Here is a 14,886-nt window from a genome sequence, read left to right as displayed (position 1 = left end):
CAGACCGTCGCCCGCCGTATCCTGGCGCAGGTGCGTGGACCTGCTTGTCTTCGGTGGGCTCGCGCCGGTCATTTAGTCTGTCACGGCCCAGCAGGTATAATCGCCCGTTTGCAGTCAGTCCCCGGATTATGAGTCACACCGAAGACACCGCCGCCCTGAAAGTCCTGAGCGAAGAGTTCGAGCCCCGCGTCGCCGAGTGCATGGGGCGCGATCGCCATCGCCTGCGCAAGGGCCTGGACAGCGCGCGCCGGCGGCTGCGGGAGGGCAAGCCGGCGGACCGGATGCTGGCCCAGCTGGAGAGAGATCTGGGGGCATCCCGGGCGCTGGCGGCCGCCCGGCGGGACAAGCTGCCTACTGTCAGCTGGCCGGAAGAGCTGCCGGTGGTGGCGCGGCGCGAAGAGATCGCCAAGTTGATTGCGGAAAACCAGGTGGTGGTGGTGGCCGGTGAGACTGGCTCCGGCAAGACCACCCAGCTGCCCAAGATCTGCCTGGAACTCGGCCGCGGCGTTTACGGACAGATCGGCCATACCCAGCCGCGGCGCATCGCCGCGCGCACCGTGGCCAACCGTATCGCCGAGGAGCTACAGCAACCGCTGGGGCACTCGGTGGGCTACCAGGTGCGCTTTACCGATCACAGTGACGAGCACACCCACGTCAAGTTGATGACCGACGGTATCCTGCTGGCGGAAATCCAGCGGGATCCGCTGCTGAACAAGTACGACACCCTGATCATCGACGAGGCCCACGAGCGCAGCCTCAATATCGATTTCCTGCTGGGCTACCTCAAGACCATCCTGCCGAAACGGCCGGACCTGAAGCTGATCATCACTTCCGCCACCATCGACCTGGAGAAGTTTTCACAACATTTTGATGATGCACCGATCATCGAGGTGTCCGGTCGCACCTATCCGGTGGAGATTCATTACCGGCCACCAGCGGACAGCGACGCCGATCTGTCCGAGCAGGTGATTGCGGCGGTGGAGGAGCTGCTGCACGACGAGAAGGGCAGCAGTCGCCGTGGTGGCGATATCCTGGTGTTCATGAGCGGCGAACGGGAAATCCGCGAGTGTGCCAGGGCGCTGCGGGATGCCCATATTCCCCAGCTGGAAGTACTGCCGCTGTATGCGCGCCTGAGCCTTGCCGAGCAGAACCGGGTCTTTCACGGGCACAAGGGCCGCCGCATCGTGCTGGCCACCAACGTGGCAGAGACTTCCATTACCGTGCCTGGCATCCGCTATGTGATCGATCCGGGGACGGCGCGTATCAGCCGCTACAGCTACCGCAGCAAGATCCAGCGCCTGCCGGTGGAGGCCATCTCCCAGGCCAGCGCCAACCAGCGTGCCGGCCGCTGTGGCCGGGTGAGTGCCGGTGTCTGTGTGCGCCTGTATGAAGAGCGTGATTTTGAGCAGCGGCCTGAATTCACCGATGCCGAGATCCTGCGTACCAACCTGGCGGCGGTAATCCTGCAGATGCTGCAGATGCGCATCGGCGATATCCACAACTTTCCCTTTGTCGACCCGCCCGATGCGCGCCTGATCAACGACGGCTACAAACTGCTGGAGGAGCTGCAGGCGGTGGACAGCCGCGGGCGGGTAAAGCCGCTCGGTCGGGCATTGTCGCGCCTGCCGCTGGACCCGCAGCTGGGCCGCATGCTGCTGGCGGCGGGCGAGCAGGGCTGCCTGCGCGAACTGATGGTGATCGTCAGCGCGCTGGCGGTGCAGGACCCGCGGGAGCGGCCGGCGGAAAAACGCCAGGCTGCAGACGAGAAGCACCGGCAGTGGCGCCATGAGAAATCCGATTTCCTGTCCTTCGTACAGTTGTGGGACGGCTTCGAGGCACAGCGGCAGGAACTCAGCCAGAACCAGCTGCGCAAGTGGTGCCAGAAGAACTTCCTGTCGTGGCTGCGCATGCGCGAGTGGCGGGATATCCACCACCAGCTGCGAGTGGCCAGCCGCGAGCTGAAACTGAAGGAGAATCGCGAGCCCGCCACCTACGAGGCCGTGCACCGGGCAATCCTGCCGGGGATGCTGGGCAATATCGGCGTGCGCGACGAGAACAAGGAATTCATTGGCTGTCGCAACCGGCGCTTCCACATTTTCCCGGGCTCCGGCCAGTACAAGAAACCACCGCGCTGGGTGGTGTCCGGGCAACTGCTGGAGACCAGCCGCCTGTTCGCCCATACGGTGGCCAAGATAGAGCCCGACTGGGTGCTGGCGGCAGCCGAGCACCTGGTGAAGCGCCACTATTTTGAGCCGCACTACGACACCCGCGCCGGACAGGTGATGGCCTACGAGAAGATTTCGCTGTACGGCCTGGTGCTGGTGGAAAAACGCCGGATCCATTACGGCAAACTTGACCCACAGACCGCGCGCGAGGTTTTTATCCGCCAGGCACTGGTGGAGCAGCGCTACGACAAAAACCGCCGTGGCCGGGGCCGCTTCTTCCGTCACTACCTGGAATTGCTGGAGGAGCTGGGAGACCTGGAGGCCAAGTCGCGGCGCCGGGACATCCTGGTGGACGACGAAGTGGTGTTCCAGTTCTTCGATGAGCGTCTCCCGGCGGAAATCGTCAACCTGGCCGGCTTTGAGCACTGGCGTAAGAAGGCGGAGGAAGAGGACCCCGAACTCCTGTTTATCCCCCGCGAACTCCTTATGCAGCAGAGCGCCGATCATGTGGGAGAGGCGCAGTTCCCGGATCAACTGCGCGCGGGGGGAATCGAGTTCCCGCTCGGCTATCACTTTGAGCCCGGTGCCGCGGATGACGGTGTCAGTGTGCAGGTGCCGGTGGGCGCCCTGCACCAGGTGCCGGCGGCGCGGCTGAGCTGGCTGGTGCCGGGGCTGCTGCGGGACAAATGTATCGCGCTGGTGAAGGCGCTGCCCAAGCAGTGGCGCAAGTACTTTGTACCTGTGCCCGCCGCCGTCGATCGCGCGTTGTTGAGGATGCAGGCCGGTGACACACCCCTGTGGCAGGCACTGGCGCATGAGTTGCACCGCCAGACGACCATTGAACTGCCAGCCGAGGCCTGGGAGTCTGCCGAGCAGTCGCTGGAGGATTTCTACCGTTTCAACATCCAGGTGCTGGATGAGGACGGCGAGCTGATCGACCAGGACCGTGACCTGCCCACCCTGCAGGCGCGTTACAGGGACCGGGTACAGCGCGAACTGGCCACCGCCGGGGATGACTTCGAGCGTGACGGAATTACCCGCTGGGACTTCGGCGACCTGCCAGAAACCCACACCCTGGAGCAGGGCGGCCTGAAGGTGCGTGCCTACCCGGCGCTGGTGGAAGAGCGTGACAGCGTATCCCTGAAATTGCTCGACAATCCCCGCGAGGCCTGGCGATTGTCCCGGGCCGGCACCTGCCGCCTGGCGCTGCTGCACCTGCCCGAGCCGGTCAAGTACCTGCGCAAGGAACTGCTGCGCGGCAAGGAGCTGGGCCTCAGCGCGGCCGACCTGGGACGCCGCGAAGAGGTGGCCGACGATATCCTGATGGCAGCGGCGCGTGAATTGTTCTGGCCCGGCGAGGAATGGCCCCGCACCGAGGCGGGCTTCCTGGAGGCACTGGAGCGCAGCGGCGAGTTGGTGGGGGTGGCGCAGGAAATTGCCGACCTGCTGGTGAAGGCGCTGGGCCAGCTGGTGCCCCTGCGCAAGCAGATCAAGCAACAGAAAAACCTGGCGGTGGCGATGGCGGTGGGTGATATCCAGCAGCAGTTGCAGCGATTGTTCTATCGCGGCTGCCTGTTTGATACCCCGCTGGAGTGGTTGCGCCAGTATCCCCGCTACCTCAAGGGCATCGAACTGCGGCTGGAAAAGGCCGCGCTGGACCCCAATCGCGACCGGCGCCTGCAGGCGGAGTGGCACAAGGCCGCCGAACCGTTCCTGGCGCAGGTCGAGAAGCACTCGCCACGCATCGTGGCCGCGGAGCCGCAGCTGGCCCGGTATCGCTGGATGCTGGAGGAATTCCGCGTCTCCCTGTTCGCCCAGTCGCTGAAAACACTGTTGCCGGTATCCAGCAAGCGACTGAACAAGCTCTGGAGTGAAATCGATCAATCCATCTCGCTCTGACCGGCGTATACAGGGGTGACGGAAACGGCCGTCGGGGTCCTGAGAGCGTGCTAGCCAGGGAGGGTGGCCGCTCTCAATCGTGGGCACGCGGCTTCCGTGGGTTCTTTTTCATGTACTGTCCATCCGCTAAACCGGGATTCCGGTGGCCGGTCCGCTGCGTGCAGTGCGCGGACCGGCTTTTCTTTATCTGTTCTTCCCTGCTCCCGTTCCCGGCTAACCCCGCTTGATCGCCCGGATGTGACCGCGTTTGCCGGGGAAACCTGCCCTGGCGCACACGGCAGCTGGAAATAGCGTGCTCACGTGTGTAATAAACAGCAGTATGGCGCGACTGAATCCACGAGACGCAGGAAAACGTACCCGGATGTGTTGAACGCTGATGGGATACGGCTGGTCTCAATGCGTGACCGTCCGATGGGATTGGTGGTTATAATCCCGGCAGGCGGCCGGCAAAGCGCCGTCGGCGTAAACTGCTACAAGTTAGGGTATTAAAAGGAGAGTTGTTATGACTAAGAAGAATCTGCCGCTTGCTGCCGCAGTAGGTGCGGCGTTTATCGCCTCGGCGTCCATGAACGTTTCTGCGGGCGTTGGCAATGCCAACCCATTCGCCGCTGAAGAGCTTTCTTCCGGTTACAACCTGGCCATGCTGAGTGAGCACGGTGACGAGAAGAACAAAGAAGGTAAGTGCGGCGAAGAAGGCAAGAAAAAAGAAGGTAAGTGCGGCGAAGGTAAGTGCGGCGAAGAAGGCAAGAAAAAAGAAGGTAAGTGCGGCGAAGGGAAGTGCGGCGAAGAAGGCAAGAAAAAGGAAGGTAAATGTGGTGAGGGTAAGTGCGGCGGCTAATCTCCGCATTGTTCCCAGGCGGGGGTGGGGTATAGCCCTCCCCTGCCACTCTCACTGCTGGCGACAGCAGAAGTAAGAACATGAATACGACCAAGACCGTTGAATATCCCGTCCGGGGTGCCGGGCTGGGGTTGCGCCGCTCCATGATGGGAGAGGATATGCCTGCCAGTGCGGTGGACTTCCTGGAGGTGGCGCCGGAGAACTGGATAAATGTTGGCGGTCGTTATGGCCGCTGGTTCCGCGAGTACACTGAGCGTTACCCGTTTGTGATTCACGGTCTCTCATTGTCCATCGGCTCACCGTCCCCGCTGGACCTGGAGCTGGTGAGATCCGTCAGGCAGTTTATCCGCGAGCACGGTATCCGCTGCTACAGCGAGCACCTCAGCTACTGCTCCGACCACGGTCACCTCTACGACCTGCTACCGATCCCCTTTACCGAGGACGCCGTGCACTATGTGGCCGGACGTATCCGCCGGGTGCAGGATGTGCTCGAACAGCGAATCGCGATGGAGAATGTCTCCTATTACGCGGCACCGGCCCGGGAAATGACCGAGCTGGAATTCCTCAATGCCGTCCTCGAGGAGGCCGACTGCGACCTGCTGCTGGACGTCAACAATATCTACGTGAATGCCATCAATCACAGCTACGACCCGGCAGAGTTCCTGCGCGGGCTGCCTGCCGAGCGTATCCGCTATGCGCATGTGGCCGGCCATTTCAACGAGGCGGATGATCTCAAGGTAGACACGCACGGTGCGCCGGTAATCGACCCGGTGTGGGAGCTACTGGAGCAGGCCTACGCCCATTTTGGCGTTTTCCCCACATTACTGGAGCGGGACTTCAATATCCCGCCACTGCCGGAGCTGGTGGGAGAGGTGGCGCATGTCCGCGAACTCCAGGCCCGTGCGGCCAAAACTGCTTCCGGCGCCCGGGGCATTGCCGGCTCGCCTGGTGAGGTGGTTTATGCGCAGCGATGAAAAACGCCCCGGAGGGGCTGGCCGCGGCCCGCACGAAGCACATTTTGCCCGTGAGCAGCGTCAGTTCGCGGCGCATCTGCGCAACCCGTTGGTCAACGAGCCTCCGGCGGATATCGAAGACCGCCGCATGGCCATTTACCGTGACCTTATTTACAACAATATCGAATCCTTTATCGCCAGCGGGTTCCCGGTGCTGCGCAGTATCTACACTGACGACGCGTGGCACACGATGGTGCGGGAGTTCGTCCACCGGCACGCCTCTCGGAGTCCCTACTTCCTGCAGATCAGTGAGGAATTCCTGCAGTACCTGCAGGAAGAGCACGTTGCGCAGGAGTCTGACCCGCCCTTCCTGCTGGAGCTGGCGCATTACGAGTGGGTCGAGCTGGCGCTGGACGTGAATCCGGCGGAGCCCCCACCGGGGCTTGAGCTCGAGGGTGATGTGCTGGCGCAGGTGCCGGTGGTCTCCCCGGTCGCCTGGAGCCTCAGTTACCGCTTTCCCGTGCATATGATCGGCCCCACCTTCCAGCCCAGTGAACCACCGGACAACCCCACTTTCCTGCTGGTTTATCGCAATCGCGAAGATGAGGTGGGCTTCATGGAAATCAACGCAGTAACCGCGCGATTATTGCAATTGGCGCAGGCGGGGAACCAAACCGGCCGGGCACTGCTCGAAGACCTCGCCGTGGAAATGAACCACGGGGACACCGGGGCGGTGGTGGATTTCGGCCAGTCCCTGTTGCAGCAGCTGCTGCAGGCCGGAGTGATCGCGGGGCTGGAGCCCCGTCGATAGCCCGGGCAGGGTGTCCCTGGCGCTTGCCCGATACTGCCTTATCTTTGACCGAAACCGTAGCGGGGGCAGGTGCTATGCTGCCAAGGGTGGCCCGCATTCCCGGGGGGCGGTAGAATTCGCGCAACTTCAGGGTGAACCTATAACGAGGAGCAGTGGCTTGCTTGGACGCACAGTAAAATCACCATGGTTGCTGGCAACATTGCTGGCAGCCAGCCCAATGCTGGTGCAGGCAGCCCAGGAAGACCCCTTCGCAGACGGCGGCGCGGCCCCGGTTGCAGAGCAGCCGCAGGGCGGGGCAGCCGAGTCCGGTAGTGAGACCTCAGGTCCGGCACCCGCTTCCCCTCCCGCCGAGTCCCCTGCCCCCGATGCAGGGGCAGCCGACCCGGACGACGCCGATCCCTTTGCCGAAGGCGGGGAGGGCAGCAGTCCCGCAGCGGAGGAAACAGGCGACTCAGGTGATTATAGCCTCGAGGATGAGTACGGCTTTGACCCGGCGGAAGAGTTCTCCAGTGAAGAGGGTGAGGAGCCGGGCGAGCGCGATCCGTGGGAGGGATTCAACCGGGCCGTGTTCCGTTTCAATGACACCGCGGATCGCTGGGTCTTGAAGCCGATGGCGGTAACCTATCGCCAGGTAACCCCTATTTTCATGCAGCATGGTGTCAGCAACTTTTTCGGCAACCTGTTCGAAATCACCAATTCCTTCAACAGCGTGCTGCAGTGGAAGTGGGGCGAGGCGGGTAACGGTGCCGGCCGCTTCCTGATCAACTCCACTGTTGGCGTGGCCGGGCTGTTCGATGTCGCCGAGCATGTGGGCCTGGAACCCACTGACGGCGAGGACTTCGACCAGACCCTGGCAGTCTGGGGCGTGCCTTCCGGTCCTTACCTGGTGCTGCCATTCTTTGGCCCCTCGACGGTGCGAGGCGTGCCGGGTATGGCAGTGGATTACTATACCGATCCCCTGAATTACATTGACCACAGCCAGACGCGCTATAGCCTCCAGTTTACCGACCTTATCCAGACCCGTGCCAGCCTGCTGAAGACCGAATCACTCCTGCAGGGAGACCGCTATGTGTTGTTGCGCGACGCCTACCTGCAGCGCCGTGACTTCCTGATCCGGGACGGTGATGTTGAAGACGATTTCGGCGATGATGCTGATTCGTTCGGCGGAGATGATGACCCGTTTGGCGGTGGTGCTGAGGCTGACGCCGATACTGCCACCGGTGAGAGTGATCCTTTTGGCGGTGATCCCTTCGGTGATGGCGGTGAGGATGCCGGCGCCGACGAGCAGCCGGTCGCACCTGCGCCTGATTCAGAGAGCGGTACCACCGGGAGCAGTGGCGATGCCGCAACCGAAGCCGATGTCTTCGACAGTTAAATCCAACCAGTGGGGGACGCTGAACCTCCCAGATTCATGCCTGACCGCCAGCGTCTGTTACTGATTGAGTCCGACGGGGTGTCGCGCGAATTCGTGCGGCGCAGCCTCGCGCGCCTGGGCTTTGAGGTGGATGCGGCGGAAACCGGCCTGGAGGGCATCAGTCGGTTTGCCCCCGGGCTCTACCGCCTGGTCGTCACCGACCTGCATCTCCCGGATATGGGCGGCCTGGAAGTCCTGCGCAAAATCAAGCACCGGGCCCCCGATGCCGCAGTAGTGGTAATCGCCTCCAACAGTGGGGTCAGTGACGTGGTCGAGGCCCTGCGCCTCGGGGCCAGTGATTACCTCCTGAAGCCCATCGAGGACGAGGCGGTAATCCAGCATGCGGTAACCCGCATCACTGAGTCCGAGGCCCTGGAGCGACAGAATCGCGAATACCGGGAGCAGCTCGAGGAGCGCAATCGCGAGCTGCACGAACACGTGGAGGTGCTGCAGCGGGACCAGGAGGCAGGGCGGCTGTTGCAGCAACACCTGTTGCCCCGCACCCCGTTTCAGTACCCGGGTAATATCGAGGCCGCCTACCGGCTGGTGCCCTCCCTCTACCTGAGTGGCGATTTCATTGACTACGGCCTGTTCGGCGAGCGCTTTGTGGCCTTTTACCTGGTGGATGTCTCCGGGCACGGGGTGTCATCCGCACTGGTCACGGCCCTGATCAAGCACAGCATCATGCACCTGCTGCGTGAGCGGCCACTCTTTTCCAGCCTGGAATCCCTGGATTCCGATCTCATCGATATCCTCCAGCTGATCAATCGCGAGTTGCTCTCCACGCGGCTCGACAAGCATGCCAGCATGTTCGTGGGGGTGGTGGACAGCCGGGCACGCCAGCTGCATTACGCGGTGGCCGGGCAGGTGCCGATGCCCGCCCTGGTAACATCCTCCGGGGCAGAGTGGTTGCCGGGTAAGGGACGGCCCCTGGGCCTGTTCGAGCAGGGCAACTGGCAGGTGCTGCATGCCAGCCTGCCGACCAGCTGGCGGCTGGTGGCCTGCTCCGACGGCGTGCTGGAGCTGTTGCAGGGGGACCTGCTGCAGCGGGAGGCACAACTGTTGCAGAAGATAGACGAGAGCCGGGGTGACCTGGATTCCCTGTGTGCGGCCCTGCACGTGGATACGTCCGAGGAACTGCCCGACGACGTCACTATACTGACAGTCCGCCAGGGCTGAAGCCTGCCAGCCCGGCCTGCTGTGACCGGTAAGTCCGTGATGCTGGCGGCCAAAGCTTGTCAGTGCCTGTACGCAGGAGTAAGCTCCGCTCGATTTATGCATCAAAGTTGCACTGTGGTTGCAGCGCGATGAAAAAGCGTTGCCACCGGTGCTCTGTCGATAAACTTTCGCCGCCGGAACAGTTGTTTTGTGTCTCCTGACCGGCGTGCCAGAGGTTGCTATGCAGTCCGGGCAAATTATGGTCGGCGCCCACGAGGGTGTTTACGTCATCAAGCTGGTTGGCGACGTGCGACTGAATCTGTGCACATCTTTCGATACCTTCATCGACAAGATGTTCTCACACGATGATTTCAATGATGTGGTGTTCGACCTGCATGGCGCCAGGGGTGTCGACAGCACCACCCTCGGCCTGATGGCCAAGGTCGCGATCCGTGCCCTGGAGCGGGGCTGCGAGAAGCCGCTGGCGCTGAGCGCCGATCCGGGCATTCGCCACCTCCTCGATGCCATGGGATTCGATGCGCTGATCGAGGTCAGCGACGAGCAGCGCGATTACGGCAGTAACCCCCAGCCCCTCCAGTGCAATACACCCGACGAATGCGCGGCGCGTGAGAAAGTGCTGGAAGCCCACCGGGTGCTGATGAGCCTGAATGAACAGAACGCGGAAACCTTCCGCGACCTGGTGCATACCCTGGAGCGCGAGTGCGAACCGACGCGCAAGCCCTCGGCGCGCATGCACTGATACCGTTCCCCTTCTTAATCGCCTCCCCCCAGCCCAAAAACTGTTTAGATCCCCAAATTCGCGGCCAGCGGCCGCTCCTACGGGGGCGAGGGTTGTGGAAACCGGTTGTAGGGGTGAGCTTTGTGTTCGCCCGGCTCTGGCCCATTAGCATCATGCCGGCACTCACCGCATTCGCGGCCATGGGCCGCTCTTACAGGGGAAGGGGTTATGGAAACCGGTTGTAGGGGCGAACCTTTTGTTCGCCCGGCCCATCCCCCTTCACCGCGGCGATTGCCGCAGGAGCGGCCGCTGGCCGCGACCGGCATCGGCATCGGCGGGCGGTAGGTTGTAGCGGGGTCAGGCCTCCCCGCGGCGCATTTCCCGGGCCTCGGCCCGCGCGCGGGTGAAAAGCCCGTGGGGCAGGTAGATAAGCTCCGCCACGCGTCGGATCAGGTGCTCCTCGAATGCCTCGATCACATCGTCGGAAAACGCCACTTCCCACATCTGGCGTACCAGCAGGTACTTGTTGCGTTCATCAAACTGGTCGTTTACCACCTGGGTGAACTCATACAGGGAGGTCGCCTGCTCGCGGTGGGACAGGGCGTGCTCGACCATCTCAGTTGCCTCCGCCTCATCGAGCCGGTAGTGCTCCTGCAGCAGGCGCACCAGTGTCGCCTGCTCGCGATCGTCCAGCTTCTGGTCCACGGTGGCCACCTCGGCCAGCAGTGCGGCGCTGATCATGCGCACATCCCGGTCATTGTTGACCTCGACATCCTCGCCGCTGCCGATCTGCTCGAAGAGTTTACGTATTTGTCGCAGCATTCCGGTTTTTCTCTCCCGTGGTCACCTGCCGGGCCAGCATGGCTTCCAGTTGCTCCTGGTCGTGTACGAAATTGCGGATACCGTCGGCCAGTTTCTCGGTGGCCATGGCATCACTGTTCAGCTGGAAACGGAATTCCGCTTCGTTCAGTGGCTCAGCCGGGCGCGCCTCGCCCGCAGTACCGGCCTCCAGGCCGGCGGCCAACTCGCCGTTGTCCTGTTCCAGTTCATCGAGCAGCTGTGGGCTGATAGTGAGCCGGTCGCAGCCGGCTAGCGCCTCGATCTCCCCGGTGTTGCGGAAGCTGGCACCCATCACCACCGTCTGGTAGCCCCGCGACTTGTAGTAATGGTAGATGCTGCGCACTGATGCCACCCCGGGATCCTCGTCGGCGGGGATGTGCTCAAGCCCGCTTTTGGCCTTGTGCCAGTCCAGGATGCGCCCGACAAACGGGGAAATCAGCGTGACACCGGCTTCGGCGCAGGCTACCGCCTGGGCGAAACTGAACAGCAGGGTGAGGTTGCAGTGGATGCCCTCGCGCTCCAGCACCGACGCGGCGGCAATGCCCTCCCAGGTGGAGGCGACCTTGATCAGCACCCGTTCGCGCTCCACGCCGGCCTGCTCGTATAGGGCGATCAGGCGGCGTGCGTATTCCACCGACGCGCGGGTATCGAACGACAGGCGCGCATCCACCTCGGTGGAGACCACGCCGGGCACCAGGTCCAGGATCTCCCGGCCGACGCTGACCGCCAGTTTCATCGCCGCGAGCTTTTCCCGATCGCCGGTTTGGCGGTCCGCCCATTGCAGGGCCTCATCGATATAGCCCTGGTACTGCGGCAGTTGTGCCGCCTTGTACAGTAGCGAGGGATTGGTGGTGGCATCGTGGGGACGGTAGCGGCGGATGGCCTCGATGTCGCCGGTATCGGCCACCACCTGGCTGCGTTGCCTGAGTTGTTCGAGCTTGTTCATGACGGGGCTCCCTGAATTACCTGATTCCTGTACCTGGTTCCTGCTGCCGCTGCTCCCGGTGTCCGTATCCATTGACGCCCGGCACGTAAAAAAGCGGATTACCATCATGGAAGGGAAAGGTGCGCTCGGCAACCCCCGTCGCCGCGCCCGATGCTACTCAGGCGGCCTGGGTGACCAGAGACAGGGCCTGTTCCACCACGTCCACCCCCGCCCCTTTCTTGTGGGCGTTCTCGCTCAGGTGGCGGCGGAAGCGCCTGGCCCCCGGCAACCCCTGGAACAGGCCCAGCATGTGGCGGGTAATATGATTGAGCCGGTGGCCGGCGGTGAGTTCGCGCTCGATATAGGGCAGCATCTGCTGCACCACTTCCACCGGACCGGGACCGGGTGCTTCCCCGAACAGTGCGCTGTCCACCTCCGCCAGCAGGTTGGGGGTCTGGTAGGCGGCGCGGCCCAGCATTACACCGTCCACATGCTGCAGGTGCTCCAGGCACTCGTCGATGGTGTTGATACCGCCATTGAGGACGATCTCCAGTTGCGGGTAGTCCCGCTTCAACTGGTAGACCATCTCGTGCTTGAGCGGCGGTATCTCGCGGTTCTCCTTCGGGCTCAGGCCCTTCAGCCATGCCTTGCGGGCATGGACGATAAAGGTAGTGACCCCCACCGCCGCCTGGGCCTCTACAAAGCGGGTCAGGCCGGAGTATTCCTCCATATCGTCGATGCCGATGCGGTGCTTGACCGTTACCGGTACCGATACTGCCGCACGCATGGCTGCCAGGCCCTCGGCCACCACTTCCGGCTCCGCCATCAGGCAGGCGCCGAAACGGCCGGATTGCACCCGGTCGCTGGGGCAGCCGCAGTTCAGGTTGATTTCGTCATAGCCCCACTCTTCGGCTATGCGTGCGCACTGGGCCAGCTCCGCCGGGTCACTGCCACCCAGCTGCAGGGCCACCGGCTGCTCTGCCGGGTCAAACTGCAGGTGACGGGGCTGGTCGCCGTGGATGATGGCCCCGGTGGTGACCATTTCGCTGTACACCACCGCGCGCTTGCTCAGCAGCCGCCACATATAGCGGCAGTGGCGATCGCTCCAGTCGAGCAGGGGCGCGGTACAGAAGCGGTGGGTAAAGCTTGCGGACATAAAACAGCGTGTCGGTTTGTGGCGTAGTAAAACGGCGCATTATAGGGGATGGGGACGCCAATCCATAAACCGGTCGCCCGGGCAGCTGTTCAGAGGTTGCGTTCCTTCTCGGAGGCGCCGAGGGGGTCATTGACTGCTCGCAGTGGCCCGCCGCCACCGGGCCCGCCATCCAGGGTCGGCTGCAGTTTGCGCAGGATCTTGCGTGCGGTGGCACGGTAGCTGGTCAGCTTGCCGCCGGCCACGGCGAGAATGCGCGGGTGGCGGCTGTCATTTCCGGTGATCAATACCTCACGGGTGCGCGAAAACGGACTGGCCTCGGTTTGCGGCAGCACCCGCAGGCCAGCCCAGCTATCGCAGATATCGCTCAGTAACAGGTTGCGGGTGCGCGGGAAGTAACGCTGCAGCGTGTGGAGCAGGTAGCGCTCCTCCTCCACGGTGGGGCCGACGTCGCGGGGGTCGCCGTGATAACTGCGCTCGGTAGTACCTACCAGGGTTCTGCCGCGCCAGGGCATGATGAAAATGGCGCGGCCGTCCTCTGCCTCCACATAAAAGATGCTGTCGCCGAGGATAATCGGCAGCTCGATATGGGTACCCGCCACCAGATCCAGTCGCGGCAGGGGCGCCGCCGGTGAGCAGCGTTCATTGGTGGAGGCCACCCAGGGTCCGCTGCAGTTCACCAGGGCACGGGTATGCAGGGTGCTGAGCTGCCCATCGGCTACATAGTCCACCAGCAGCCCGTGGTCGGTAAGCTCCGCCCCCACCAGGCTGGCGGGGCAGATCAGGCGCGCGCCACCATGCAGGGCGGAATTGATAACTTCATGGGTCAGGGCGGCGTCGTCCGTCTGGGCATCGAAGTAACGGTAGACCGCCAGCAGGTCTTCCTGGTCCAGGCCCTGTAATGTATGCCACTCATCGCGGGGAACCTTGCGGAAGCGTGCGTACTCGCGGGTAACGCCGGCCAGCAGGGAGTATAGCGTCAGTCCCAGGCGAATCTGCCACGGGGGGCGTTTGCTATGCCGGTAGACCGGCAGGTAGAAGGGCACCATATGGACCAGGTGCGGTTTGTGGTCCAGCAGCCACTGGCGTTCGCGCAGGCATTCCCGCACCAGCCGCAGCTGCCCGGTCTCCAGGTAGCGCAGGCCGCCGTGAATCAGCTTGGATGAACGGGAAGAGGTGGCCGCGGCAATGCCCGACTGCTCGAGGATGGCCACGCTGTAGCCGGCATTGACCAGGGCCTCGGCGGCGCCGGCGCCCTGGATACCGGCCCCTACTACGAGTACATCAAAATCCGTAGACATCACTGGCTTCCCGGGAGCGCATCAACAAAGCGAGGTTACCGGTCAGGATATGGTGCGCCCCGCGCCGGCGCCAGCGTACGGCTTCCTCCGCAGAATTGATTTCGAAAACCACCCACTGCCAGGGCCCCGGGGGGAGTTCCGGGCAGTCCACCTGGCTGTCCTGGATCAGCAGGTAATCCGGTGCCAGGGTCAAAACCCCGACAGAAAGGCTCTGCGCCACGCTTTCCACTTTCAATGCCACCTGGTGGCAGCCCAGGTTGCGGGCCATCCGCAGGCTGCGGATATCGGTACTCACCAGGGCAAAGGAATCGCTCTCCGGGCGGATCAGCCGCGCCACCCGGCCTATGGTGTTCTCAACCCCCATACGCTCCATTTGCGCGTGGTCCACTTCCACAAACCAGTCCAGGTGACGGTGACGGCTGGCCCAGTCCACGACATCGGCCAGGGTATTCAGGCCGAAACCGCGCAGGTCGCCGTCACGTAACCGGTCGATGGCCACCGGCTTGCCACCCGGTACCTGCAGGTTGGGAGCATGGTGGCACCAGGGCGTGCCGCTCGCGCTGAACTGGATTTCCGTGTGGATCGCGCAGGCACCGAGGCCGTGGGCCGCCTCGAAAGCGGCGATGGTATTGGCCTGCTGGCGTACGGTGTCGCCTCGGTGGGCAATGAGCATGAGCTTCAGACCTGAGT

Annotated in this window: 12 protein-coding genes; 7 read left to right on the top strand and 5 right to left on the bottom strand. The window is 63.2% G+C overall.

Going from position 1 to position 14,886, the window contains the following annotated elements; translation table 11 throughout:
* Positions 1 to 128 precede the first annotated feature (128 nt).
* From hrpA to LVD10_RS09940, 7 genes are all read left to right on the top strand, one after another.
* Positions 129 to 4,064, top strand: a complete 3,936-nt coding sequence (gene hrpA / locus LVD10_RS09970; RefSeq protein WP_237063500.1) for an ATP-dependent RNA helicase HrpA — start codon at positions 129 to 131, stop codon at positions 4,062 to 4,064.
* 502 nt (positions 4,065 to 4,566) lie between these two features.
* Positions 4,567 to 4,902: an HvfA family oxazolone/thioamide-modified RiPP metallophore gene (locus LVD10_RS09965; RefSeq protein WP_232941206.1), complete on the top strand. Its 336-nt coding sequence runs from the start codon at positions 4,567 to 4,569 to the stop codon at positions 4,900 to 4,902.
* Between the two features lie 80 nt (positions 4,903 to 4,982).
* Positions 4,983 to 5,876, top strand: a complete 894-nt coding sequence (locus tag LVD10_RS09960; protein ID WP_237063498.1) for an HvfB family MNIO-type RiPP peptide maturase — start codon at positions 4,983 to 4,985, stop codon at positions 5,874 to 5,876.
* Positions 5,863 to 6,666 (top strand): HvfC family RiPP maturation protein, encoded by an 804-nt coding sequence (locus LVD10_RS09955; RefSeq protein ID WP_237063496.1) that lies wholly within the window; start codon positions 5,863 to 5,865, stop codon positions 6,664 to 6,666. The genes LVD10_RS09960 and LVD10_RS09955 overlap by 14 nt, the downstream gene beginning before the upstream one ends.
* A gap of 157 nt (positions 6,667 to 6,823) precedes the next feature.
* Positions 6,824 to 8,041: an MlaA family lipoprotein gene (locus tag LVD10_RS09950; RefSeq protein ID WP_237063494.1), complete on the top strand. Its 1,218-nt coding sequence runs from the start codon at positions 6,824 to 6,826 to the stop codon at positions 8,039 to 8,041.
* A gap of 36 nt (positions 8,042 to 8,077) precedes the next feature.
* Entirely contained in the window at positions 8,078 to 9,259 is a 1,182-nt protein-coding gene (locus tag LVD10_RS09945) for a PP2C family protein-serine/threonine phosphatase (RefSeq protein WP_232941210.1), read from the top strand.
* A gap of 220 nt (positions 9,260 to 9,479) precedes the next feature.
* Entirely contained in the window at positions 9,480 to 9,998 is a 519-nt protein-coding gene (locus LVD10_RS09940) for an STAS domain-containing protein (RefSeq protein ID WP_232941211.1), read from the top strand.
* Between the two features lie 336 nt (positions 9,999 to 10,334).
* Here the strand turns inward: LVD10_RS09940 and LVD10_RS09935 are convergent, their stop codons facing one another.
* From LVD10_RS09935 to LVD10_RS09915, 5 genes are all read right to left on the bottom strand, one after another.
* Positions 10,335 to 10,799: a tellurite resistance TerB family protein gene (locus tag LVD10_RS09935; RefSeq protein WP_232941212.1), complete on the bottom strand. Its 465-nt coding sequence runs from the start codon at positions 10,797 to 10,799 to the stop codon at positions 10,335 to 10,337.
* On the bottom strand, positions 10,780 to 11,763 hold the full coding sequence (tal, locus tag LVD10_RS09930) for a transaldolase (RefSeq protein WP_232941213.1): 984 nt from the start codon (positions 11,761 to 11,763) through the stop codon (positions 10,780 to 10,782). Before tal ends, LVD10_RS09935 begins: the two co-directional genes overlap by 20 nt.
* Before the next feature lie 157 nt (positions 11,764 to 11,920).
* On the bottom strand, positions 11,921 to 12,898 hold the full coding sequence (gene dusA, locus LVD10_RS09925; protein ID WP_237063492.1) for a tRNA dihydrouridine(20/20a) synthase DusA: 978 nt from the start codon (positions 12,896 to 12,898) through the stop codon (positions 11,921 to 11,923).
* An 89-nt stretch (positions 12,899 to 12,987) separates the two neighbouring features.
* Positions 12,988 to 14,196: a glycerol-3-phosphate dehydrogenase/oxidase gene (locus tag LVD10_RS09920; RefSeq protein ID WP_232941215.1), complete on the bottom strand. Its 1,209-nt coding sequence runs from the start codon at positions 14,194 to 14,196 to the stop codon at positions 12,988 to 12,990.
* Positions 14,180 to 14,869: a glycerophosphodiester phosphodiesterase family protein gene (locus LVD10_RS09915; protein WP_232941216.1), complete on the bottom strand. Its 690-nt coding sequence runs from the start codon at positions 14,867 to 14,869 to the stop codon at positions 14,180 to 14,182. The genes LVD10_RS09920 and LVD10_RS09915 overlap by 17 nt, the downstream gene beginning before the upstream one ends.
* Positions 14,870 to 14,886 lie beyond the last annotated feature (17 nt).

The organism is Microbulbifer zhoushanensis, assembly GCF_021729055.1.
GTDB classification, from domain to species: domain Bacteria; phylum Pseudomonadota; class Gammaproteobacteria; order Pseudomonadales; family Cellvibrionaceae; genus Microbulbifer; species Microbulbifer zhoushanensis.
Note: the sequence above shows the minus strand (reverse complement) of the source record. Positions and strands in the feature narration are given on the sequence as shown.

Bases quoted from the DNA above. Each gene is read 5' to 3' on its own strand.
- hrpA (WP_237063500.1), top strand. From the start codon at position 129: ATGAGTCACACCGAAGACACCGCCGCCCTGAAAGTCCTGAGCGAAGAG.
- LVD10_RS09965 (WP_232941206.1), top strand. From the start codon at position 4,567: ATGACTAAGAAGAATCTGCCGCTTGCTGCCGCAGTAGGTGCGGCGTTT.
- LVD10_RS09960 (WP_237063498.1), top strand. From the start codon at position 4,983: ATGAATACGACCAAGACCGTTGAATATCCCGTCCGGGGTGCCGGGCTG.
- LVD10_RS09955 (WP_237063496.1), top strand. From the start codon at position 5,863: ATGCGCAGCGATGAAAAACGCCCCGGAGGGGCTGGCCGCGGCCCGCAC.
- LVD10_RS09945 (WP_232941210.1), top strand. From the start codon at position 8,078: ATGCCTGACCGCCAGCGTCTGTTACTGATTGAGTCCGACGGGGTGTCG.
- LVD10_RS09940 (WP_232941211.1), top strand. From the start codon at position 9,480: ATGCAGTCCGGGCAAATTATGGTCGGCGCCCACGAGGGTGTTTACGTC.
- LVD10_RS09935 (WP_232941212.1), bottom strand. From the start codon at position 10,799: ATGCTGCGACAAATACGTAAACTCTTCGAGCAGATCGGCAGCGGCGAG.
- tal (WP_232941213.1), bottom strand. From the start codon at position 11,763: ATGAACAAGCTCGAACAACTCAGGCAACGCAGCCAGGTGGTGGCCGAT.
- dusA (WP_237063492.1), bottom strand. From the start codon at position 12,898: ATGTCCGCAAGCTTTACCCACCGCTTCTGTACCGCGCCCCTGCTCGAC.
- LVD10_RS09920 (WP_232941215.1), bottom strand. From the start codon at position 14,196: ATGTCTACGGATTTTGATGTACTCGTAGTAGGGGCCGGTATCCAGGGC.
- LVD10_RS09915 (WP_232941216.1), bottom strand. From the start codon at position 14,869: ATGCTCATTGCCCACCGAGGCGACACCGTACGCCAGCAGGCCAATACC.